This is a genomic window from Roseateles sp. (assembly GCF_031397715.1).
GTDB lineage: Bacteria > Pseudomonadota > Gammaproteobacteria > Burkholderiales > Burkholderiaceae_C > Paucibacter_A.
In genome coordinates this window covers 1-22,919 of the sequence record NZ_JANNMI010000394.1, presented here as the reverse complement: position 1 = coordinate 22,919, position 22,919 = coordinate 1, and the positions used below count along the sequence as shown (strand labels likewise).

Here is a 22,919-nt window from a genome sequence, read left to right as displayed (position 1 = left end):
TACATCCCCGTTTCAGCCCTCAGACGAGCCCGCCATGCCGCCCAATTCAGTCACCCGCGCCAACAAATCCAGCTCAGCAACCGCCGCCGCCGTCAAACGGGCCGGCGCCGACAAGAACCTGCCGCTGATGGATGACATCCGCCTGCTGGGCCGCATTCTGGGCGAGGTGATCCGCGAGCAAGAGGGGCGCGACACCTATGAGCTGATCGAACGCATCCGCAAGCTCTCGGTCGCCTACCGCCACAAGGCCGACGCGCAGGCGGGCAAGAGCTTTGACAAACTGCTGAAGAGCCTGAGCGGCGAGCAGGCGGTCAGCGTGATCCGCGCCTTCAGCTATTTCTCGCATCTGGCCAATATCGCCGAGGACCGCCACCATGTGCGCCGGCGTGAGATCCACGAGCGCGCCGGCAGCCAACAAGCCGGCTCGCTGGCCTTCGCGCTGGAGCGCCTGCACGCAGCCGGCGTGCGCCCGGCCGAGATCGCCAAGACCCTGCACCACGGCTTCATCTCGCCGGTCTTGACCGCCCACCCGACCGAGGTGCAGCGCAAAAGCATTCTGGACGCCGAGCGCGCCGTGGCACAGCTGGTTGAGCAGCGGGATGACTTGCACACCGAGCGCGAGCACCGCGACAACGAGGCCGCCATCCGCGCCCGCGTGACCCAGCTCTGGCAGACCCGCATGCTGCGCTATAGCAAGCTGACGGTGGCCGACGAGATCGAGAACGCGCTGTCCTATTACCAAACGACTTTTCTGCGCGAGATCCCCAAGCTCTATGCCGAGCTGGAAGAAGCGTTGCCGGGTCACGACTTCAACAGCTTCTTGCGCATGGGCCACTGGATTGGCGGCGACCGTGACGGCAACCCCAACGTCACCGCCACCACCCTGCGCCATGCGCTGGCGCGCCAGAGCGAGGTGGCGCTGCGCCACTACCTGACCGAGCTGCATGAGCTGGGCGCGGAGCTGTCGATTTCGGCCCGGCTGGCGCAGGTCTCGCCCGCCATGCAGGCGCTGGCTGAGCGCAGCCCGGACCGCAACGAACACCGCATGGACGAGCCCTACCGCCGCGCCTTGACGGGCATGTATGCGCGCGCCGCCGCCACGCTGCAGCAGTTGACCGGCACCGAGGCGATGCGCCACGCGGTCGCCCCCCAAGAGCCCTATGCGAACGCCGACGAGCTGCTGGTCGACCTGGCCGTAATCGAGGCCTCGCTGCGCAGCAACCACGCCCAAGCGCTGATCGCGCCGCGCCTGAAGCCGCTGATGCGTGCCGTTAGAGTGTTCGGCTTCCACCTGGCCACGCTGGACCTGCGCCAAAGCTCGGATCAACACGAGGCGGTGTTGGCCGAATTGTTTGCAACCGCACGTATCGAGTCCGACTATTCGGGACTGAGCGAGGCCGCCAAGCGCACGCTGCTGCTCAAGCTGCTGAACGACGCCCGCCCCTTGCGCGTGCATGGTGCTGAATACAGCGAGCGCAGCCTGACCGAGCTGGCGATTTTTGAAGCCGCGCGCGAGTCGCTGCAGCGTTTCGGCCGGGAGTCGCTGCGCCACTACATCATCTCGCACACCGAGTCGGTCAGCGACTTGTTGGAAGTGCTGTTGCTGCTGAAGGAAGTCGGCCTGCTGCGCGGCACCTTGGAAGAAGGCACGGCCATCAATGATTTGATCGTCTCGCCGCTGTTCGAGACCATCGGCGACCTGCGCGAGGCCTCAAGCATCATGGCCGAGTTCTATTCCTTGCCGGGTCTGGCCGACATGCTGGTGCGCAGTGGCGGGGAGCAGGACATCATGCTGGGCTACTCCGACTCCAACAAGGACGGCGGCGTTTTCACCAGCAGCTGGGAGCTGTACCGCGCCGAGATCGCCCTGGTCGCGATGTTCGACCAGCTGCGCACGGCTCATGGCATTACGCTGCGCCTGTTCCACGGCCGCGGCGGCACGGTCGGGCGCGGCGGCGGCCCGAGCTACCAGGCCATATTGGCCCAGCCCCCGGGCACCGTCAACGGCCAGATCCGCTTGACCGAGCAGGGCGAGGTGATCGCCTCCAAGTACGCTAACCCCGAGATTGGCCGGCGCAATCTGGAGACCCTGGTGGCGGCCACGCTGGAGGCGACTCTTCTGCACCCGACCAAGAACGCGCCAAAGAGCTTTTTGGAGGCAGCGCAGACCCTCTCCGACGCCAGCTTCAAGGCCTATCGCGGCTTGGTCTATGACACGCCCGGTTTCGCCGAATACTTTTTCGCCGCCACACCGATCCGCGAAATCGCCGAGCTGAACATCGGCTCACGCCCGGCCTCGCGCAAGGCGACCCGCGCGATTGAAGATTTGCGCGCCATCCCCTGGGGCTTCAGCTGGGGCCAGAGCCGCGTGGCGCTGCCCGGCTGGTGCGGCTTCGGCTCGGCGGTGCTGGAGTTCTTGGGCGAAGCGGGCTCGGCTCAACAGCAACAAAACCTGACCCTGCTCAAGCGCATGCTGAAGGGCTGGCCGTTCTTCCGCACCTTGCTGTCAAACCTGGACATGGTCTTGGCCAAGACCGATCTGGGTATCGCCGAGCGCTATGTCGAGCTGGTCGAGGACAAGCGCCTGGGCAAGCGTATCTTTGCCGCCGTCAAGGCCGAATTCGAGCGTACGCAACAAGCGCTGAGCCTGATCACCGGCGAGGCCGATCGCCTGGCCGGCAACCCGGCGCTGGCCCGCTCAATCGAGCACCGCTTCCCCTATATCGACCCACTGAACCATTTGCAGGTCGAGCTGATGCGGCGCTACCGGGCCATTCCGGCGGACAAACGCGCCGAGGATCCGGCGCTGGAGCGCGTGCAGCGCGGCATTCATTTGTCGATCAACGGGATTGCGGCGGGCTTGCGCAATACCGGCTAAAGCTGGCCGGCCGCTCAAGTTGAGCGGCCTTGTTGCCGATGACACCAGCACCCCCTTCAAGGAGCTTGCGTCATGGATCTCGCCAATACCGCCCTGGTCAACAACGTCGGCAGCTCAGGCAGCTCGGTGCAAAGCTCGGCCCAGATGATGGTGCTCAAGAAGGCCATCCATCTGCAGGCACAAGGCGTGATGGACCTGCTCGGCAGCTTGCCGCCTCCCCCTGCACAGCCCGCGCTGGCCACCAGCGGGCAGCTCGGCACACGCCTGAACGCTTACGCCTGAAGACCCGGTTGCATGAAGCCAAGCGCCTGCAGCGGGCAAATGACGGCGTGGCCACGATGCGCCGCTAACTGCGCGAGACCCTGAGCGCCTTGCAGGCCAAGGGAGCGGCGGTGGCGTTATCCAACAGCCCGGCCTCCAACTTCGGCAAACTGGTGAAATAGCGGCATGAACCGAGCGCTGCTGGCCCTGTTCGTGCATGACAGCCAGGCACCGCCTTTTTGGTATTTGGACGCCCGCTTGGTGTTTTGACGCCCGCTTGGTGGTGCTGGCCATACAGGCAGCGCTGCACAATGCCGGGCGCTTTGCCCGCTCCGATGTGTTGATGGGCGCCGCTCAAGTAGACGCTTACTTGGTGCTCTCGGTCGAGGTTGATGGGCTGGGTCTGGGCAGCAAGGACCCGCCCAGCCGCTCATCCACCGGCTTGGGGATGGAGCTCTGCGCGGCCGCCTTGCCCCGCCAGTGCTTCACGCACCGCCGCCACTTGCCGCCGGGACACCGCCAACCACTCATTGACGCCGCCAATGCGCACCGCCCAACCTTCAGCACCATCGGCGCTGTCGCCTCTGTCGCCGCTGGCTTCGTCCTCACCGGCATGGCTGACCGCATGGCGCTGCAACTCGCGCACCGCCGCCTTGGCCACCAGCGCATTGCGGTGCACGCGCAAAAAGCGCTCGCCCAGGCGCGGCTCCAGGTCCGCCAGGCTGCCGTCCATCACCAGGCTTTGGGTCGCCGTGCGCAGCGTCAGGTACTTCAGCTCGGCCTTCAGATACAGCACTTCGGCCAAGGGCACGCGCAGCAGCCGGCCGCGGTCCGTCACGGTGATCACCCCGCCCGCAGCGTCAGCGGACAAGGTCTGACCCGCGGGCCTGGCCTGCATGGCGGCGCGCTCGGCCAAGCGCTGGGCCACCCGCACCAAGGCCGCCTGCAGACGCTCGCGCCGCACCGGTTTGGTCAGGTAGTCAGTGGCATCCAAATCAAACGCCTGCACCGCATGCTCGGTATGGGCGGTGACGAACACCAGGGCCGGACTTTGCCCGCCCTGCTGGCCCAGCGCCCGCAAGGTGCTGGCCAATTGCATGCCGTCGGGGCCTGGCATCTGTATATCCAACAGGATCAGGTCGCAATGATGGTCGCGCAGCCATGCCTGTGCCTGCGAAGCACTGCCGGCCTCCGCGACGACCTCGGCGCGCGGATCAACGCAGCCCTCCAACAAGCTGCGCAGGCGCAGGCGAGCCAGCGCTTCGTCGTCAACCAGCAGAACTTTCAAACAAGGCGGCAAAGTCATGGCGTCGGCTAAAGGGGGAAACCTAAAGAGGTAGAACGATGCGCACGCTGAAACTCGTGGGCTCGCGTTTGAGCTCGAAGCGCGCGGCCACATCATGCATCAGACGCAGCCGCTGGCGCACATTGCGCAGCGCCAAACCGTGACCGGATGTGTTTGCCGGCAGCCCCACGGTGTTGAGCACGCAAATCTCCACCTCGCTGCCCAGGCGCTTGGTGCTGATTTCGACCTCACCGCCGCCCTCATTGGGCTCCACGCCGTGACGCACCGCGTTCTCGACCAGCGGCTGCAGCAACAAGGGCGGCACTTTGGCGCCACCGGCCGCCGGGTCCAGGCGCCATTGAATGCGCAGGCGCTCACCAAAGCGGATCTGCTCGATGTCAAGGTAGCGGCGCGCCAACTCGATCTCGGCGTCCAGGCTGACCACGGCGCTGGCGTCGGCCAGGGCAACGCGGAACAACTCGCTCAGGTCCTCCAGCAAGCCTTCGGCTTTTTGCGGATCCAGGCGCACCAAGGCAATCGCGCTATTGAGCGTGTTGAACAAAAAATGCGGGCGTATGCGCGCCTGCAATTCGACCAGCTTGGCCATCGCGTCGGCGGGGCGCTGCGCACGTTCGCGCTGTTTCAGCCAAGCCAGCAACTGCCCGGCGGTGGCGGCGCCGGCCAGCCCCACGCCGCCCAGCCTGAAGGCGCTGCTGGACTCGTCGTTAGCTAGGTTAGCCAGGTTAGCCAGGTTCAGCAGCTGCCAGCCGGCCACGCCGCACAGCGCGCCCAGCCCCATCAACAACAGCCATTGCCACAGCTGCGGCAGCCGCGCCAAGGGGCGGCGCGCGCTGCAAACCAGCAAGAGCCAGGCCAACACCGCCGACAGCGTCACCACCGTGCCGCTGGCCATGCTTTGCATCCACTGCGTCAAATCTCGGGAAGCCAGGGCCAGACCCAGTGCCAGCAAACCCTGCACGCCCAGCACCGCGCGCAGCACCAGGCCGACATGGCAGACATCGAAGACCCGTTCGGGATCAAACAAGGGCAGCAACACGCGGTCGTTCGCGTCGCTGGACGCGCAGCCCGGGACGCTGCTGTCGGGCCAATCCGAGGGCTTGGGGCTGTGCTTCAAGACTTGCTTTCGCTCTGCTAAGGATGCGGCTCGATAGAATCGCGTTGCTCCGGATTGTCAGTCAAGCCGGCGCCTTACCCTCCTAACCGCCAGCCCGACCGCCATGTCCTCAGTCTCAGAAAACCCCCTCGCCAACAAAGCCCAAGCCTGGTCCGCGCTGTTTTCGGAGCCGATGAGCGATCTGGTCAAGCGCTACACCGCCAGCGTGTTCTTTGACAAGCGCCTGTGGGCGGCCGATATCGAGGGCAGCCTGGCGCATGCCGAGATGCTGACGGCGCAGGGCATTTTGAGCGCCGACGACCATGCGTCGATCCAGCAAGGCATGGCGAGCATCCGCGCCGAAATCGAGGCCGGCACCTTTGATTGGCAGCTCGATCTGGAGGACGTGCACCTGAACATCGAGGCGCGCCTGACCGCGCTGATCGGCATGCCGGCCAAACGCCTGCACACCGGCCGCAGCCGCAATGACCAGGTCGCCACCGATGTGCGGCTGTGGTTGCGCGGCGAGATCGATGAGCTGAGCGTCTTGTTGGCCGCGCTGCAGACCGCCCTGGTCGATGTGGCCGAGAAAAATGTCGAGGTGATACTGCCCGGCTTCACCCATTTGCAAGTGGCCCAGCCGGTCAGCTTTGGCCACCATTTGCTCGCCTATGTGGAGATGTTTGCGAGAGACGCCGAGCGCATGGCGGATGTGCGTCGGCGCGTCAACCGCCTGCCCTTGGGTGCGGCCGCACTCGCCGGCACCAGCTACCCGCTCGACCGCGAGCGCGTCGCCCGCACATTGAACATGGAAGCGGTCTGCCAGAACAGCCTCGACGCCGTCTCCGACCGCGACTTCGCGATCGAATTCACGGCCGCCGCGTCGCTGGTGATGGTGCATATCTCGCGCCTCAGCGAGGAGCTGATTTTGTGGATGAGCCAGAGCTTTGGTTTCATCGACTTGGCGGACCGCTTTTGCACCGGCTCTTCCATCATGCCGCAGAAGAAAAACCCCGATGTGCCCGAGCTGGCACGCGGCAAAACCGGCCGCGTGGTCGGCCATCTGATGGGCTTGATCACCTTGATGAAGGGCCAGCCGCTGGCCTATAACAAGGACAACCAGGAAGACAAGGAGCCGCTGTTCGACAGCGTCGACACGCTCAAGGACACGCTGCGCATCTTTGCCGAGATGATGGGGGGCTTGAGCGTCAAACCCGAGGCGATGGAGCGCGCTGCGCTGAAGGGTTATGCCACCGCCACCGACCTGGCCGACTACCTGGTCAAAAAAGGCCTGGCCTTTCGCGACGCGCACGAGATCGTTGCCCACGCGGTCAAGACGGCGATCGGCACCGGGCTGGATCTGTCGGCCCTGCCCTTGAGCGAGCTGCAAAAATTCGACGCCCGCATTGGCGAAGACGTGTTCGAGGTGCTGTCGCTGCGCGGCTCGCTGAACGCCCGCAATATTCTGGGCGGCACCGCGCCGGCGCAGGTGCGGGCGCAGATTGCCAGGCACCGGGTGCGGCTGGCGTAGTGGCAGCAGCGCCCAACAGGTTCAAGCCGGCAATCTGAAACGCGCCACGCCGGTCACCAAGGCACTGGCCCGATCCTGCAGCTCGGCCGAGGCGGCCACGCTTTGTTCGACCAGGCCGACGTTTTGCTGCGTCAGCGCGTCGAGCTGCAGCACCGACTCGCCTACCTCGGCCACGCCCAGACGCTGAGCCGCGGCGCCGCGTGCGATCTGCTCCAGCAAGCGCTGCATGCTGTGGGCGCTTTGCTCGATGCGGGTCATGGTGGCGCCGGCCACCTGCACCTCGGCACTGCCGGCGTCCACGCAGTCCAGATTGGCGCGGATCAGCGCGCGAATGTCTTGCGAGGCCGCGGCCGAACGCTGCGCCAGCGCCCTCACCTCGGTCGCCACCACCGCAAAACCGCGCCCCTGCTCGCCGGCCCGCGCCGCCTCCACCGCCGCATTCAGTGCCAGGATATTGGTGCGAAACGCCAGGCTGTCGATCAGCCCAATCACGTCTTCCATGCGCCCCGAGGTCTGCTCGATACCGCTCATGCTGCCCATGATGCCGTTCGGGCCGCTGACTTGGATGCAAGCGCTTTGTGCGACCGCCGCGTTGTCGCGCGCCATGCCCTCGGCCTGCGCCGCATGCTCGGCGGTCTGCTGCACGGCGCTTGAGATCTGCGCCATCGCCGAGGCCGAGTGCTGCAGCCGCTCGGCGCTTTGTTCGGCCCGATCCGACAGGTCACGCGCACCCTGTGCCATCCGCTCGCTGGCCTGCAAAATCGTCTGTGAGCCATCGCGCACGCTGGACACAATCACGCACAAGGACTGCTGCATATCGCGCAAGGTGTGCATCAGCCGCGCCGCCTCGTCCTGGCCCCAGGGGTCGGGCCGAGTGGTCAGATCGCCCGCCATCATCGCCAGCAAATGCCGCCGCACCTCCTTCAGGCCGCCGTTCATGACCAGGAAGAAGGAATGAAACAGATAGCCGGCCAGCAACAAAAAGCCCGCCGTCAGCCAAGCCAGCCTGCTGCGGATGTCCAGCAACTGGGCCTCGCGCTCGGCCAGCAACTCGTCCAGCGCGGCCAGGCCCCCGCCGGACAGGGCCAGAAACTGGCGCAGCGACCGCTGACCCAAAGCATAGGCCTCGGCCGGCTCAAGAGCCGCCGCGATCAGCTGGGCCGGGTCGCTGACCTGGCTGCGGTAGGCGTCGACCTGGTCCAGCGGCGCCAGCGCCAAGCGCTGGGCCAAGGCGGGCCGCGCATGCGCGGCGCGTGCCAGGTGACCGCGCAGCGTCAGCATGCCGCTCTGTACACCGGCATCCCAAACGGCATAGCGGCGGTACTCCGGCAGGCTGAGGCCGCCCTGCGCCACGCCATAGGTCGACCAGCCCCAGAGCTGCCCCAGGTTCTCGGCCAATTTGGGCAGGGTCAGCACCATCGCGTTGATCAGGTAGGAGCTTTCCAGCTGCGGGTCCAGCACCAGCTTGGCGTTGTCGCCGACCGCCTGCAGCAATTGCACCACCGCCTCCGAGACCGGGCCGTAGACGGTACGCCCTTGGGCGTCCACGCCGCGCGGCGCGGCCAGGCTGGTGGTCCAGGCCTGCTGAACTTGCCGCAATTGCGGCTGCAGGTCCAGCGTGGCCAAGTCAAACTGCTCGGTGCCCAACAAACGCTGCAACGCCAGGTCCACCTGGCTGCGTGCAGATTGCAAGTCGGCGGCTGCCGCGTCATGGCCGCCGAGCATGGCCCGTGTCGCATTGCGGGCCTCCAGCAGCCCAGCCAGCACCGGCTGCAGCTCGGTCATCACGCGCACGCCGGCGCGCTCCTTGCGGACGAAGTCCAGCTGCGCTTGCTGAGTCTGCAAAAAGCTCAGGCTCAGCAGCACGATTGGCACGCCAAACGCCATGCTGATGCAAATCGCCTTGCTCCTGAAACTCAGATGGCGGAATAGCCGCACACCGATCGCCCAGACACCGTGATGCCTGAAGAAACTTGCTCCCCCCGTGGCACGCGCGTTGCGCGTTGCCGCCCCTGCCCTGCTGTTCTTGTTTTTCATCTTTTTAGCATCCGTTCAACTAGCTGGTTAGCGCCAGGGCATACGGAACGAACTGCACAGGTATGCACAACTGGCGCAGGCATCTTGGCAGCGCTCGGGTGCGTGAATGGCGAGAGTTGAGCGTTAGGTCACGGCCATCTTCACAATGCGAGCGCCTTGATGATCCGTTTGGCCTATGACTCGTGTATTTTCAGGATTCTGTTCGCGACACCGGGAGGTGAATCAGTTCAGGCATCGCTACGGCGCCAGCTGCGCGTGGCCAACAGTTTGACCCAGCGCAAACTGTGTTCAGACGGCTCGCTGTTTGGGCCATTTTGGGGGCCGAGCTAGAGCGAACTGGTGGCGGCCTGCGCTAATCTGCCACCCCATGAACGCAATTGCAAACACCCTGAACTGGACCGACGCGCTGAGCCTCAATCAGCCCCAGATCGACCAAACGCATCAAGAATTTGTGGCCCTGCTGAATGAGCTCGGCGGCTGCTTGCAGGCGGCAGCGAGCAGCCCGTTGGAGGTCTTGCCCATTTATCAACGCCTGCTGGTCCATACCGAAGCGCACTTCGCGATAGAAGAAGGTTTCATGGCCGCGACCGGTTTCGCCGCCGACAACTGCCACAGCAAGCAGCATGCGATGGTGCTGGACGTGATGCGCGAGGTGCTGGTGCACACGCTGACCACGCAAGACCTGGCCCCGCTGCGCAATCTGCTGACCGAGCTGGCGAACTGGTTCCCCGCGCATGCCGAGATGATGGACGCGGCGCTGGTCTTTCATATGACGCAAGTCGGCTTCGACCCGGCCACCGGCAGCTTTGTTGAGGCCGCGCTGGCCGGCGCCGCGCCCATCAGTTCGTGCGGCAGCGGCAGCTGCGGCTGATCGGCTGTGTATTCGCTCGCCTCCGAGTACGCCTTTTTGCGCAGCAAAAATTACGAGATCAATGCCAGTGCTAAGTCAGTGCCCTTCGCGCGAATGCGGAGCTTCAATTTTTTCAGTCGTAAATCGACTTCTCCGCCCGCCGCGCCAACACCGCGATCGGCGGCGCCCAACGCTCGCCACGGCCCTTTTTGCTGGTCACCAGCGTGATCTCGCTGGGCTCGAACACCTCGACGTTGTGGGTGATCGGCGTGGTCAGCAAGTACTGCGCGCGGGTCGAGCGCAAGAAGTGGCCGACCAGCTGAATATTGCGCACGTCCAGATGCGCAAACGGCTCGTCGATGAAGACGAAGCCGCCGGCCGAGTCGTCATCCTTCATCAGGCCGACCAGCAGAATCAGGCTCTTCAAGACCTGCTGGCCGCCCGAGGCCTCGCCGTCGTTCAAACCCACCTCGCCCTTGCCGTCGAAGTTGAACTTGACCATCAAACCGGCCTGCGCCAGCACCATATCGTCGTTGTCCAGATGCGGCAACTCGGCCACGGCGATCACGCCGGCCAACTCGCCCAGCTCCTGCACATTCTTTTTGTAGCGCCGCACCGTTGCGCGCAGCACGTCGATATAGCGCTCGCGCGCGTTGAAAGCGGCGATGCGCGCCATCTCGTTGCTGGCGCGCCGGTCGTCGAGCTGGGTGGTCTGCTCCAACACCGCCACGCTCATGCGGTGGTGGCGCTCCTGCACCTGCGGGTCGGTCTCCCAGACGCCTTTTTCCAGCTCGGCCTGCACATGGCGGCCGGCAATTTCGGCCTGCTTGGCGTTCTCGAATTCGTCGCGCAAAGCCTGCAAGGTAGCACTCTGCACCCAGGCGGCGGGGAAGCGCGCCTTGGCTTCACGTGAGGCACGGGCCTGGCTTTTGAGCTCTTGCAAACGCATGATCTGCTCGCGCTCGGCGCGGCCAACGTTGTCTTCGCTGGCCTTCAGGCTCAGCTGCGCGGCCTCATAGTCGCGCTCGCTGCGGCTCTGCGCGGTCAGCGCGCGGTCATGCTCGGCTTCCAGCGCCGTCATGCGGGCGGAGGCCTCGGCGCGGGCCTGGCGCAGCGCCGGCAAACGGCTGCGAGCGGCGGCAAATTCTTCCGCCCGCTCGCCCAGCTCCTTGGCCGCCTTATGGCCCAGGGCCGCACGTTGCGCGTCTTTGAACTGGCGCTCGACCTCGGCCTGCTCCTTGGCGAGGCGGCTCAGCTCGGCGTCATAGCGCGCCAACTCGCTCTCCAGCGCCTTGCGGCGACTCTCCAGCGCCGACACTCCGAACTGGAAGTCACGTGGCTCGACCCAGAGGCTGCGCCCGCCGCGAGCGTCGCGGTAATAGGCGTCCGGTGTGACCCATTCGCCACCAGTTTTAGCGCCGGCCTCGGTGTCCTTGACCCGGCGGATGCCGCCCAGTTGGCGCAGCAACCAGGCCGGCAGCTTGGCATTGATCTTCAGCGCCGCCAGCAAAGAATCGGGCGGGGCGATGGCCGGCGCGCTCTCGCCCTCGGCCACCACGTAATGGCGGTAGCGCTCGCGCGAGGCCAGGGCAAAGGCATGGGCCTCGTCAGCGGGCCGTGCTAACACCACCACCCAGCGGGAGGGGCGCAGCAGACCTTCGGCCGCAGCGCGCCAGGCCTCATCGGCAATGTCGATGCAATCGGCCAGCACATGATGATGGATGCCGGCGTCATCGAGCGCGCGCCGAAAGCGCGTCACCTCGACCGGTGGCGGCGGCAGGCGCTGGCCGGCCAGGCCGTCGAGCGCGGCCTGCGCCTTTTTGCTCTGGTCATTGGCGCGCGTGAAGCTCTCGCGCAGGCCATGCTGGCGGCCGCTCAAGTCCCCCAAGCGTTGCGCCAATTCCTGCGCGTCGGTTTCCACCGCCGCCAAGACCTTCAGCTCTTCCTCGCGCTTGGCCAAAAGTTCCATCGGCCGCTCGGCCGCGCGGGCGGCCTCAAAGCCGGCGCGGTTCTGGCGCCGCTCCTGCTCCAGCTCGGTCAGGCGCTGTTTGGCCTGTTGCGAGGATGCAAACAAGGCATGCAACTCGGCCCGCTTGGCCGTCTGCGCGCGGGCATCAGCACCGGCAAACAAGCGCTGCCGGTGCAGCTCGCGCAGACCTTGCGCCGTGCGTGCCCGCGCCTCGCTCCACTGCAAGACCGGCAAGACCTCGGCGGCCAGGCGCTCGCGCTCGCGCAGCCGCAGCTGGTACTGCTGGTAGCTGGTGACGCGGTTGGCCAGGTCGGACATCTGCGCCTGGGTGTGGACCAGCTCATGGCCGGCCTGCTCCACTTCCTTGAGCAAATGCTGCTGGTGGCTGCGCGCCTGGTCGTAGCGGTCCAGCACCTCCTGGTCGCCAAAAACCTCGAACACCAGGCGCAGCAACTCCTTCGGTGACAGCTCGCACAAACGGTCGGTCTGGCCCTGCTCCAGTGCGAGCACGCGGCCGATCGCGCGCGTCAGGCCGGCGGCTTCCAGGCGCCGCCGCCAGGCCTCGATGCCCATCCATTCCTTCTCGGCAGCTTCTGCCAATTGCTCGATGGTCTGCACGCCGTCCACCATCATGTAGCGGCGCTGCCAGTCGCCGCCGTGGCGCTCGATGCGGCAGGCCAAGGTGACCTGGTCCGAATAAATCAGCGAGCTGGCAAACGGCCGCGAGCTGTTCTGGCGGCCGCGCGGGCGGTTGTCCACCAGCGCCCGCAACCAGGCAGTCTCGGCGTTAGCGTGGCGGGCATAGGTCTTGTAGGTGCGCCCGCCCGAGCATTCCAGGCCCAAGAGCGTGCGCATCGCGTCCAGCAGCGTGGTCTTGCCCGAGCCGTTCGGGCCGGCGATGGTGATGATGGCGCCGTCCAGCGGCATGGTGACGCGCTGGCAATAGTCCCAGTGCAGCAGTTCTAGAGATTGCAGATGGAACATGGTCAGTCGTCTTGCTCGGGCGAGAGGGGAATAGCGTCGGCGCTTGGACGCATTTGGGCCAGCGCCGGGGCGGCCAGCGGATCGGTCGTGCGCGCCAGCACATCGGCCAGCGCGCCGTCCAGGATGCGCGGCGCCAGGGTGTCGTAGTCCAGCAGCAGGTCGAGCAGCGGGCCCTCGGCGATGTCCTCGCCGCGCCGTGTGATGAAGCCGTTACGTTCCAGCAGTTTCAGGTTGGTGTCCAGCCGCATCTTCTTGCCCAGCTGGTTGCCGAAGTCGACCAGCAGGCTGCGGTAGGACAGCGTCGGGCTGACGCTGGCGGCCGTCGGCAGCGGCTTGTCGGTGGCGAACATTTCGTTTTGACCCTCCTGCCCAGCCCCCTTGGCGTCGGCCCGCGCGACCTGGCGCTGACGCTTGGGCAGCACGATCAAGGCCCACAGAATCACCAGCAAGGCGACGCCGTCGCGCGGCAAATCCAGGTTGTTGTTGGCGGCCAGACCGGTTTCGCCGAACACCGCCACCTCGGCCGGGCGCAGCATGGCGACGCTGATGTGGTCGGCATAGAGGTTGTCGATCACGCGCAAGCCCACCGCCGCGAGCCGCTCACTCAGCGCTGTCCAGATATCGGTGTCGATCAGCGCGCGCCGCACCAGCGGGTGGCTGCGTGGCAACCAGCGGCGCGCCAGCAATTGCGCCGCCAGGGCGGCCGCATCATCAAGAGCTGCGCTCATTCCGGGTCTTCCTCATTGTTTTTGTTGTCACTCGCACGCAGCACACCACGGCTCATCCAGCGTATGTACTCGTCATCGATGGGGCCTTGCTCGACGCCCCAATGCACACGCCAGGGCTGGCGCGCCATATCGCCGGTGGCACCGGCCAGATGCTGCGCCTGCGGGTCACCCAGCAGCGGCAGCAATTGCGCACGGTAGGACGCGCGCGCATAACTGCCGCCCAGGACGGCAGGTGCCAGGTCTTGCTCCAGCTCGCCGGCCTCGGCCCAGCGATTCAGCAAGGCCTGCATCAGCCCCATCTCGGGCGGCAAGCTCATCACCGCCAGTTCGCCCTCGGGCGCAGCCTGCGCCGTCGGCAGCGGCTCAACCTCCTTGGGCCTAGGCCTATCCCGCTCGAACTCGGCTTCCGCCGTGTCCAGCAACTCATGCTGGGACACCAGCACCGGATGGACCGGCCTGGACAGCGCGCCTAAAGATAGATTCTCCAGAAAATGCACGCCCTGCAACCAACGCCGCACGTCGGTGGTGGTGATGCCGGTCGAGCCCAAGGTGACGCGTTGGCGGTCGGCCTGCTGCAAGGCCCGGTTGAACTGGCTGGCCATCGCCAACAGCCGCGCCTGCGCCAGACCCAGTTCACGCGCAAGCCGCTCAAGTTTGGCGTTACCCTGCTCCTGCGCCTGCACCATGATGGCGGTCAACGCGTCATTGGCTTTGGCGACCAGACTCATCGCCTTGCCGAAACGCTGGCGCGCACGCTTCAGATGGAACTCGGAGCCACTCGCGATCGAATCGGCAAACTCGTCATAAAGCCGGGACAGCTGAGCCTGCAAATGCTGCAGCTGGGCCGGGTCCAAGGTGCCGAGCTGGTGCGCGCCGGCCACATTGGCCAACAAGGCGGTCAGGTCGGCGTCCTGGCCGCTGCTTGTGATCAAGGGCGTCAAGACCCCCAACAACTGCTGGGCCAAGGGCGTCACGCCGTACTGCTGGTTGGAGCCGTCCCAGAGCAGCAGGTCGGCCTCCCGAAAGCGCTTCAGCACCAACTCCAGCGGCTCGTCGCGCAGCAGATGGAAATGCTGGTTGAAGGCTTCACGGCTGATGCGCGAGGCCGGCATCGCCATCACCTCCAGAAACACCCAGACGCGCAGCTTGACCAAGCTGGCCGGGCCGTGAAAGAGCGCCCGCAAGCCTGCCGTCAGGCCCTCTTGGCGTTCCAGCTGCCACAGCAATTGCGACTCACTGGGAGCCGCCGCCTCGCGAAAATAGTCTTCAAAACGAGCTTCGTCTTCGCTCGCTGGGTTTGGGTTCTCCCGCATCGCCTGATTATCCCTGCACCAAGCGCAGCAACTGTTTCAACAGCGGCGTAGCCAGCAGGACGAAGAGCAACACATTGCCACCGACCGTGAACCAAAAAACGCGCACAAAGGCGGGCTTGCTGGATTTGTGGCGCAGTAAATGCTGTGCCAGCAAGGCCCCCGGCCAGCCGCAGGCCAGGGCCAAGCCATGCAAGGTGCGCTCCGGCACCCGCGCGTGGCCCTTGGCGGCCGCTCGCTTGTCACCGGCGTAGACGATGAAGCTGGCCATGCTCATCGCCATATAGGTACCCCAGACCGCCGGCGGCAAAGGCCAGAGCAGATGGCAAAGCAGGTAGAGCGCGGCAAAGGCCGGGATCAACCACAGCCTGCTGAACACTTTTACCGAAGGATTGGCGGCCGGCAGCTGCTGCTGCCCGCGCACGTTCAGCGCGCGGCGCTTGCCTTGGCCGTCATGGCCAATCTCGAAGCTCAAGGTTTCACCCAGGCGCGGCCGCTCGGCCCGCAGATCGAAGGCCTTGATATGGACGAACAGCTTGGGCTCGCCATTGGCGGGCGTGATGAAGCCATAGCCTTTGGCATCATCCCATTGGCTGAGCAGACCTTGTTGGCGCATAGGAAAGAGTTGCTGACGCTGAAATGCTGTTGTCCCAATAAAAAAGCCCGCTTCGCAGCGGGCTTTCACGCAATGACAGCGCCTTGGTTCAAGGCACCGTCATCATCATCATCAATCAGCGACCGAAGCCGCTGCGACGTGGGCCGCCGCTTGGAGGGCCGCTACGCTTTGGGCCACCGGGGCCGCGCGAATCAAAGCCACCGGCTGGACGACGGTCTTGACCGAACGATGGCTTGTTGTCGCCAAACGATGGGCGATCGTTGCGGGGAGCGAAGTCGCCCCGTGGCGCGAAACCACGATCATTCGCACGATCATTGCCACCGCTGTTACCACGGTCGGCCGGTGCACGGTCGAACGATGGGCGGCTGTCCTGACGGAAGTCACCACGTGGCTCGAAGCCGGCCGGGCGACCTGCATCGCGGTTGAAGGGTTGACCGCCGCCTTCACGGGGCTGGAACGGCCGACCTGCGCCGCCACCAAAACTCTTGCCGCCGCCGCCGAAGCTCTTGCCGCCACCGAAACCGGGCTTGGCACCCCAAGCCGGACGAGCACCGCGGTCTTCAAAACCACCGGCACCAGCGGGCCGTGGCGGGAAGATGCGTGGCTCTTGCGACTTAGGCTCCAAACCTTCGATCTGCGCGACCGGGATTTGCTGCGTCGTGAACTGCTGGATGCGGCGAATCATCGACACATCATCACGACCGGCCAAGGTGACTGCCAGACCAGCGCGGCCAGCACGGCCGGTACGGCCGATACGGTGCACATAGTCCTCGGCCTTCATCGGCAGGCCGTAGTTGATCACGTGGGTGATGGTCGGCACGTCGATGCCGCGAGCGGCAACGTCGGTGGCAACCAAAACCTTCACTTCACGCCGGCGCAAAGCCATCAGCACGCGGTTGCGGCGACCTTGTGGCATGCCGCCGTGCAGTGGCGCGACCGAATGGCCGAGTTCCTGCAGACGCTCAGCCAACCAGTCGGCATCGCGCTGCGTGCTGGTGAACACCAGAGCCTGGTCAACATCCTTGTCGGCCAGCAAATGCTCAAGCAACTGGTCCTTGTGGTTGTTGTTGTCGGCCCAGTGCAGACGCTGGGTGATGTTTTCGTGAGTGTCGGTGTGCGAGGCGACGTCGATGCGCATGGGGTCACGCAGCAAGTCTTGCGCCAAGCGGCCCACGTGACCGGCGAAGGTCGCGCTGAACATCACCGTTTGACGGGTGGCGGGGATGCGCTCGGCGATGGTCTTGATGTCGTCGATGAAGCCCATGTCCAACATCCGGTCGGCTTCGTCAAGCACCAGCATTTCGACGTTATCCAGCACCGCACGGCCCGACTGCATGTGGTCCAACAGGCGGCCAGGGGTGGCGATCAGGATGTCAAGCGGGCCGCTCAATTGCTTCAGCTGCAGGGCGTAAGGCATGCCGCCCAGGACGGTCGACAAACGCAAGCCCGGCACATGGCGGCCGTAGGTCTGCGCGGCCTTGGCCACTTGCATCGCCAGTTCGCGGGTTGGGCACAGCACCAAGACCTTGGGGCCTTGAACCTTGCGGCGGCCTTTTTCGTCCAGCACAGGTGCGCTTGGGTTGGCACGGCTGTCCAGCACTTTTTGCAGCGCGGGCAAGATGAAGGCGGCGGTCTTGCCGCTGCCGGTGCGCGACGACACCATCATGTCCAGGCCCTTCAGGCCGGCAGGAATCGCCAATGCTTGTACTTCGGTGGCTGTCTCGTAGCCGGAATCTTTAACAGCGCGCAACAGGGCTTCTTGGAGGCCTAGATTTTCAAAACTCATTTTTTTCTTTCAACAATGCCGTACCCCGCCCGCATCAACGGACGAACGCACGCACCTGCTGCGCAGCATAATTTTGCGCATCAAGCCAATAAAGTCGCTGGGAGACGAGCTCGCGTCGTGCACCGGGTCTTGGGAGACGGCAAAAGCATGCCGTGAGGTGCCTGGTGCGGCGCCGGGGGAACAGTCAAAGCGACGGCATCGCCGCCGACCGAACCCGAAGGGTGTTCAGCGCTTCACCCTGGAGGGGTGCACCGGCATCGCCCGTGAGGGCTGGGCCGGTGTCACTGCGCGCAATCTGATCTTGGGGATCATGCTGATTGGGCAGTGGCCTGAACGGAGGTCAGAGGAGACGTACGAAATGCAGCGGTAATCACCGAAGCAAGCCTGCGACTATAGCACACTAGGGTTTTCACGGAATGAACTTCTGCGCGCGCCGCCGTCGAAACCCGCCAACCAAGTGCGAAAAATCACACTTGGCCGCCGCAGCACCCGCCCACCCGTCCGTCCGTCAGCCAGTCACTCAGTCCGTCAAAGCACCACATAACGCCGTCAGCGCATGCATAAAGCGATCCGATTCGTCACCTGACAAGAGTTGGCGACTGGCATCGCCGTCCAGGCCGCCCGAGGGCAACTCGGCCACATTGTCGAGTACCTGCAACATCGCTTGTTCGAGTCCTGTTTGAGCCAAGAGCTGAATCATCGGCAAACCGCGCGAATGCTCGTTAACCAAGTTCAGCAAGCGCTGTTCCAGCAGATCCTCGCCCCAAGGCAGTTCCAGATTCACCATCGCGACCCGCTCGATCTGCAGGTCCAAGCCCAGCACGGCCTTGTCGCTGCAAAGCAAAACAGTAGCGGCCGTAGCATGGCGCCAGCGCCGCAGCAACTCCAGGCGCTGCTCAAGAGTGCGTTCGGCATGCAGCTGCACAAAGTCGATGCCGCCAGCTTGCAGCCGCTCGGCCAACAAGCCCAGGGCATCATCCCATTGGCTGAACACCAGCAAGCGCTCGGCCGCACCGCCCAGCAGTTCACGCGTCAGTGCCGCCACGGCACTCAATTTTGGTGCGTCGACCATGCCTTGCTGAGGGCTCATCAGCAGCTGCGGGCTGATGGCCAGACGACGCAGCTGCTGCAGCGTCTGTTGAAGCTGCAAGAGCTCGGCCGCCGACACATAAGCGCTGCGCTGCCAGCGCGCCACGGCCTGCCGCAAGCCAGCCAACAAAGGTTGCTGCAGCAGCAACTGCTGAGGCGTCAGCGCGACCGCACGCAGCTGCACCAAGGCCACCGGCAAGGTGGGCAGCAGCTCGGCGCGGCTGCGGCTGAACATCACCCGCTCCAGCGTTTGATCGAGGCGCTCCAGGCCAAAGTAGCTGAGCGTCTGGCCGCTGCGCCGCACATGGCGACTCAAGAAGCGCTCCCAAGGCCCATTGCGCGAGCGATCAAGCAAGTCCACCAAGGGCAGCAAAGCTTGTGGCCGCTCGTCCAGCAACTGCCCGCTGAGCATCAACAGAAAGCCCCGGTCGAGTTGGCGCAAGGCGGCCAGCGCGTCAACGTCCAACCTGGCGGCCTCGTCAACCACGATCAGCTCGGCAGCAAAGCCCTGCAGCAGACTCATGTCCCTGCCCAAGGACGCCAGGGACGCGATTTTGATCTCAAGCCCCTGTCCTTGGCTTTGACATTGGGTCTTGCGGGTGTCGGCATCGCCCCACACCATTTGTGTGGCCGCAAGGCTGAGGGTTTGCGCCTCGCCCAGCCAACGCGTCTGCGCGGATTCGGCGCACAACACCAGCACCCGCTCGACACCAAAATGGCGCGCGAACAACTCGGTCGCAGCGAAGGCCGGCGCATATTGCCCCAGACCCAGATCATCGGCCACCAGGCTGCGCCCGGCACAAGCCGCGAACAAAGCTGACTCCAGCTGATAAAGCGGCAACGGCAGCTTGAGCAAGCCGCGCAGTGCCGGACTTTCCAAACCTTGCGGATAGGCCTGAGCCAAGCACTGCACGCGCTGGCGGGCATCGCGGCCAAGGGCCATTTGCTCCCACACGCCGGCTTCAACTCGTACCTCGGCACCGAGCTCGGCCGCCAGTTGCAACAGGCCACTCAACAAGCCCACATCGTCGGCATCGTCTGCCGGCAAGCGGCCGCGCTCATCCAGCAAGGCTTGCGCCTCACGCGCCAGCTCGGGTGGGCAAAGCTGACCCTGGCGCCAACGCAAATAACGCGCAGCGCCGTAGCCCAACAAGATTTCGCTGTAGTCCGTGCGCAGGCCCTGCTCAAGTGCGGCGCGCTGCTGCGGTTCATCCAACAAACTACCCAGCGCAAACTCCACATGCTCGCAGCTGCCGCGTTCACCAAAGCAGAAGTCTGCGCAGGTGCAGCGGCAATCGATCAGACTGGTGCCACGCACCGAGACCGTCCAGCTCTGCCCGCCGCTCAACTCGGCGACCCGGTAGTCCCCAAACACACCGTCGGCGGTTGGGCTGGGGCGCTGCAGAGAAAACTTGGCAGGCGGCTTGGGCACCGGCACGGGCGCGGGCACGGGCACGGGTTTAACGGCAGGGACAGGTGCCGGCTTGGCAATCGGCTTGGCGGCGACTGGCGTTGCCGCTTGCGGCTTTGCGGGGGACTTTTTGGCGCTCTTTTTTGCTGTCTTGTTGGCTTCGACCGCGGGCGCAACCGTCACCGGCGGCACCACCTCGACCGCTGCTGCCTTGGGCAGCTTAGGGGCCCGCCGCGGCTTGGCCGGGCTGGGCAACTCGGCAAGAACGACCGCTTTGGCGGCTATCTGCTTCATCTGCTTCGCCGGCGCTTTCTTGACGGCCTTCGCCACAGCCTTCTTTAGTGGCAGTTCTACCACCGGTGTGGGGGCCGGTTTGGGCGCCCGCTCGGGCGCCTTGGCCAGGGCAGGAGCGGGGGCAGCAGCAAGGGCAAGCTCGATGGCTTGCAGCAACTTTTTGCTCGGCGCCTTCTTTGCCGCCGCGGCCTTGTTAGCCGGCACGGCGCTGGCCGCTGCTTTGGCGGCTACTTTGGCAGCTACTTTGGCGGCAGGCTTGGCGACGGGCTGCTCGACCGCCAGCACCTTGCGCGCTGCCGGCGCTTTGCTCGCGGCCTTGGGCTTGGGTTTGCTGGCAGGTGCCGACGGCACGGCGATGACGGTCTTGGCGCTGGTCTTGCTGCGCGTTTTAGGGGCGATGGCCATAGGAATATTTGATGTTTAAGTGGAGCCAAGGGCCTCACCGTTGCGCGGCAGCAGGCTGGCTTGACACCAGCCGCGCAGGCTATTGAAAAAAACAATTTCTTCGGCGCGGGCAAGGTCGGCCGTCATCAGCCTCGCCTCGCGCACGCGCCCAGCAAACAATAATTCTTCGCGGTAAACGCCGGGCAACAGCCCGGCCTGCAAGTAAGGCGTTAGCCACTGGCCGTCAATGCGCAAGGCAAGATTGCCAAACGTACATTCGGTCAACTCCTTGGCCTGGTTCCAGAGTACTGCGTCAAAGGCCTGCGGCGGCTTGGCCTCGGCAAACTCCGCGTATACCTCGCGCCTGGTCGTCTTGTGTCGGATGAATTCGGCCGCGGCGCCGCAGGTTTCGATCGCAGTATCGGCCAAGGCCAAAACCACCGGCAGCGGCGTATCGGCCAAGGCCACGCATTCAGCCCGCACTGTACCGTCGGCCTGCACCGTCAAGCGCAAACGCCACGAACCCGTGGCATGCGTGCGACACAACTCGGCAAGCCGGCTGCGCACTTCGCTCAAATTCAGCTTCAAGCCGAAGTACTGGGCGGTGCCTTGCAGCCGCGCCAAATGCCCGGCCAGGCGGACACACACACCGTCTTGCAGCCGCAGGGTCTCCAAGGCCGCGATCGGTGCCTGCGCGCGCAGCAAAAACCGACTCTTGGCACGCCACTCGGCGACCTCGGCCGCAGCGTTCGAATCCAAGGTGATAGCGCTGCCCACGCCGGCGCTCAAGCCTTGCGGGCTCGCCTCGACCGTACGAATAGGCACATTGAAGCTGACCACCCCGCCCGGCTGCAGCAGCCCCAAGGCACCGCAATACCAGCCGCGCGCAGCCGGCTCCAGCGCCTGGATGATCTGCATCGCGCGAACCTTGGGCGCGCCGGTCACCGAGCCGCAAGGGAACAGCGCCGCAAACACTTCGGACAAGCGCAGGCGCGGCCGGCTCACCGCCGTGATGGTGGACGTCATCTGCCAGACCGTCGGCAGGGCCAGCAACTCGAACAGCCGCGGCACCCGCACCGAACCCAGCGTCGCGACCCGGCTGATGTCGTTGCGCAACAGGTCGACGATCATCAGGTTCTCGGCGCGCTCCTTCTCGCTGGTGCGCAAATAGGCCTGCGCGGCCTCGTCTGCAGCCCGGTCGTGACCGCGCGGCGCCGTGCCCTTCATCGGTTGGGCGGCCAACAACCAGCTGCGCTGAGCGTCCGGCACCGGCCGCCAGTCAAAGAACAGCTCGGGCGACACGCTGGCCACGCCCTGCTCCCCATTGAGCCCGCGCAAGAACAAGGAAAAACCACCCGGCTGCGCGCGGTGCAGGGCCAAAAACAACTCGGCGAGGGGCACCCCATCCGACAACCGCGCCTTCAGCCGGGTCGTCAGATTGACCTGGTAGCAGTCGCCGCAGCGTATCCACTCGCGGATACGTTCGATCTGCGAGCATTCCTGAGCATCCAACTGGGAGTCAAGCCAAGCGCTGCTCAGCGGTCCGGCCGTGGTGGTCGCCTCCGGCCAAGCCTCGGGCGCCGTCTCGAACACCGCAAACTCGGCCAGGGCCAAGTCACTCGCCTGCCCGACCAAGGCCGCGTCCAAGGCCCCCGCCGCCTCGTAGCGCAGGCCGCCCAAGACCCAGGCGCCATCACGGCTGGCCTGGTGGGCGGCGTCGATCACCTCGGCCAACTCAGCGGCGTGAAAAGCACGCAGCCAGCGCGTCGGCGGGCCGTAGAAAGCACCCCGCACCCGTTCACCGTCCTCGCGCGCCAGCGGATGGCGTGGGAAGTCAAACGCGGCCCAAAGATGATCCAAAGGCTGGCCGGACATGCTGTGCCGTCAAAGATTCAAGAAATGTTCGCGGTAGTAAACCAGCTCGTCGATCGACTCATGGATATCGGCCAGCGCCGTGTGCGCCTGCGCCTTCTTGAAGCCGGCCGTGATGCCGGGCTTCCAACGCTTGGCCAGCTCCTTCAGCGTCGACACATCGAGGTTGCGGTAGTGGAAAAACGCTTCCAGCTTGGGCATGTAATTGGCCAGAAAGCGGCGGTCCTGGCAGATGCTATTGCCGCACATCGGCGACTTGCCGGCGGGCACATATTGCTTCAAGAAGGCGATGGTTTGCGCCACCGCTTCGTCCTCGGTGATGGTCGAGGCCTTGACCCGGTCAATCAGCCCGCTCTTGCCATGCGTGCCCTTGTTCCAGTTATCCATCTTGTCCAGCGTCGCATCACTTTGGTGGATGGCGAACACCGGGCCTTCGACCTTCACATTCAAATTCGCATCGGTCACGACCACGGCGATCTCGATGATGCGGTCGGTCTCGGGGTAGAGGCCGGTCATTTCC

Annotated in this window: 15 protein-coding genes; 4 read left to right on the top strand and 11 right to left on the bottom strand. The window is 65.1% G+C overall.

The features are described 5' to 3' along the window. Positions 1 to 34 precede the first annotated feature (34 nt). On the top strand, positions 35 to 2,878 hold the full coding sequence (ppc, locus tag RMO57_RS17060; protein ID WP_414896450.1) for a phosphoenolpyruvate carboxylase: 2,844 nt from the start codon (positions 35 to 37) through the stop codon (positions 2,876 to 2,878). 72 nt (positions 2,879 to 2,950) lie between these two features. After that, positions 2,951 to 3,160: a putative motility protein gene (locus RMO57_RS17055; RefSeq protein WP_310388640.1), complete on the top strand. Its 210-nt coding sequence runs from the start codon at positions 2,951 to 2,953 to the stop codon at positions 3,158 to 3,160. Between the two features lie 409 nt (positions 3,161 to 3,569). On the opposite strand, the gene RMO57_RS17050 is transcribed toward RMO57_RS17055, so the two are convergent. Together RMO57_RS17050 and RMO57_RS17045 are read right to left on the bottom strand one after the other, a co-directional pair. Next, positions 3,570 to 4,445 carry a LytTR family DNA-binding domain-containing protein gene (locus RMO57_RS17050; protein ID WP_310388638.1) on the bottom strand — a complete coding sequence of 292 codons (876 nt, stop codon included), beginning with the start codon at positions 4,443 to 4,445 and terminating at the stop codon, positions 3,570 to 3,572. A gap of 22 nt (positions 4,446 to 4,467) precedes the next feature. Beyond that, positions 4,468 to 5,559 (bottom strand): sensor histidine kinase, encoded by a 1,092-nt coding sequence (locus tag RMO57_RS17045; RefSeq protein WP_310388637.1) that lies wholly within the window; start codon positions 5,557 to 5,559, stop codon positions 4,468 to 4,470. A 103-nt stretch (positions 5,560 to 5,662) separates the two neighbouring features. Between RMO57_RS17045 and argH the strand changes: the two genes are divergently transcribed. Beyond that, on the top strand, positions 5,663 to 7,069 hold the full coding sequence (gene argH / locus RMO57_RS17040; RefSeq protein ID WP_310388635.1) for an argininosuccinate lyase: 1,407 nt from the start codon (positions 5,663 to 5,665) through the stop codon (positions 7,067 to 7,069). Between the two features lie 21 nt (positions 7,070 to 7,090). On the opposite strand, the gene RMO57_RS17035 is transcribed toward argH, so the two are convergent. Then, positions 7,091 to 9,106: a methyl-accepting chemotaxis protein gene (locus RMO57_RS17035; RefSeq protein ID WP_310388633.1), complete on the bottom strand. Its 2,016-nt coding sequence runs from the start codon at positions 9,104 to 9,106 to the stop codon at positions 7,091 to 7,093. 367 nt (positions 9,107 to 9,473) lie between these two features. Here RMO57_RS17035 and RMO57_RS17030 point away from each other — a divergent pair, with 367 nt between their 5' ends. Beyond that, positions 9,474 to 9,977, top strand: coding sequence for a hemerythrin domain-containing protein (locus RMO57_RS17030; RefSeq protein ID WP_310388631.1), 504 nt, complete (start codon positions 9,474 to 9,476; stop codon positions 9,975 to 9,977). Between the two features lie 112 nt (positions 9,978 to 10,089). Here RMO57_RS17030 and RMO57_RS17025 read toward each other — a convergent pair whose 3' ends face one another. From RMO57_RS17025 to orn, 8 genes are all read right to left on the bottom strand, one after another. Next, the gene (locus tag RMO57_RS17025) at positions 10,090 to 12,909 is read right to left on the bottom strand and encodes an ATP-binding protein (RefSeq protein WP_310388629.1); all 2,820 of its coding nucleotides are present in this window, start codon (positions 12,907 to 12,909) and stop codon (positions 10,090 to 10,092) included. 2 nt (positions 12,910 to 12,911) lie between these two features. Continuing rightward, positions 12,912 to 13,637: a hypothetical protein gene (locus RMO57_RS17020; protein WP_310388627.1), complete on the bottom strand. Its 726-nt coding sequence runs from the start codon at positions 13,635 to 13,637 to the stop codon at positions 12,912 to 12,914. After that, complete coding sequence (locus RMO57_RS17015; RefSeq protein WP_310388625.1) at positions 13,634 to 14,950, bottom strand: hypothetical protein; 1,317 nt, start codon at positions 14,948 to 14,950, stop codon at positions 13,634 to 13,636. Before RMO57_RS17015 ends, RMO57_RS17020 begins: the two co-directional genes overlap by 4 nt. 7 nt (positions 14,951 to 14,957) lie before the next feature. After that, positions 14,958 to 15,563: a cold shock and DUF1294 domain-containing protein gene (locus RMO57_RS17010; RefSeq protein WP_310388623.1), complete on the bottom strand. Its 606-nt coding sequence runs from the start codon at positions 15,561 to 15,563 to the stop codon at positions 14,958 to 14,960. A gap of 115 nt (positions 15,564 to 15,678) precedes the next feature. Then, the gene (locus RMO57_RS17005; RefSeq protein ID WP_310388621.1) at positions 15,679 to 17,313 is read right to left on the bottom strand and encodes a DEAD/DEAH box helicase; all 1,635 of its coding nucleotides are present in this window, start codon (positions 17,311 to 17,313) and stop codon (positions 15,679 to 15,681) included. A 556-nt stretch (positions 17,314 to 17,869) separates the two neighbouring features. Next, positions 17,870 to 20,548 (bottom strand): DEAD/DEAH box helicase, encoded by a 2,679-nt coding sequence (locus tag RMO57_RS17000; RefSeq protein ID WP_310388619.1) that lies wholly within the window; start codon positions 20,546 to 20,548, stop codon positions 17,870 to 17,872. 15 nt (positions 20,549 to 20,563) lie between these two features. Next, positions 20,564 to 22,402 (bottom strand): chorismate-binding protein, encoded by a 1,839-nt coding sequence (locus RMO57_RS16995; RefSeq protein WP_310388618.1) that lies wholly within the window; start codon positions 22,400 to 22,402, stop codon positions 20,564 to 20,566. A gap of 9 nt (positions 22,403 to 22,411) precedes the next feature. Then, the coding region (gene orn / locus RMO57_RS16990; RefSeq protein WP_310388617.1) for an oligoribonuclease at positions 22,412 to 22,919 on the bottom strand (508 nt) is incomplete at its 5' end.

Coding starts and splice junctions, on each gene's coding strand:
- RMO57_RS17010 (WP_310388623.1), bottom strand. CDS start 15,563: ATGCGCCAACAAGGTCTGCTCAGCCAATGGGATGATGCCAAAGGCTAT.
- RMO57_RS17030 (WP_310388631.1), top strand. CDS start 9,474: ATGAACGCAATTGCAAACACCCTGAACTGGACCGACGCGCTGAGCCTC.
- RMO57_RS16995 (WP_310388618.1), bottom strand. CDS start 22,402: ATGTCCGGCCAGCCTTTGGATCATCTTTGGGCCGCGTTTGACTTCCCA.
- RMO57_RS17000 (WP_310388619.1), bottom strand. CDS start 20,548: ATGGCCATCGCCCCTAAAACGCGCAGCAAGACCAGCGCCAAGACCGTC.
- RMO57_RS17035 (WP_310388633.1), bottom strand. CDS start 9,106: ATGAAAAACAAGAACAGCAGGGCAGGGGCGGCAACGCGCAACGCGCGT.
- RMO57_RS17020 (WP_310388627.1), bottom strand. CDS start 13,637: ATGAGCGCAGCTCTTGATGATGCGGCCGCCCTGGCGGCGCAATTGCTG.
- RMO57_RS17050 (WP_310388638.1), bottom strand. CDS start 4,445: ATGACTTTGCCGCCTTGTTTGAAAGTTCTGCTGGTTGACGACGAAGCG.
- RMO57_RS17055 (WP_310388640.1), top strand. CDS start 2,951: ATGGATCTCGCCAATACCGCCCTGGTCAACAACGTCGGCAGCTCAGGC.
- RMO57_RS17025 (WP_310388629.1), bottom strand. CDS start 12,909: ATGTTCCATCTGCAATCTCTAGAACTGCTGCACTGGGACTATTGCCAG.
- RMO57_RS17015 (WP_310388625.1), bottom strand. CDS start 14,950: ATGCGGGAGAACCCAAACCCAGCGAGCGAAGACGAAGCTCGTTTTGAA.
- argH (WP_310388635.1), top strand. CDS start 5,663: ATGTCCTCAGTCTCAGAAAACCCCCTCGCCAACAAAGCCCAAGCCTGG.
- ppc (WP_414896450.1), top strand. CDS start 35: ATGCCGCCCAATTCAGTCACCCGCGCCAACAAATCCAGCTCAGCAACC.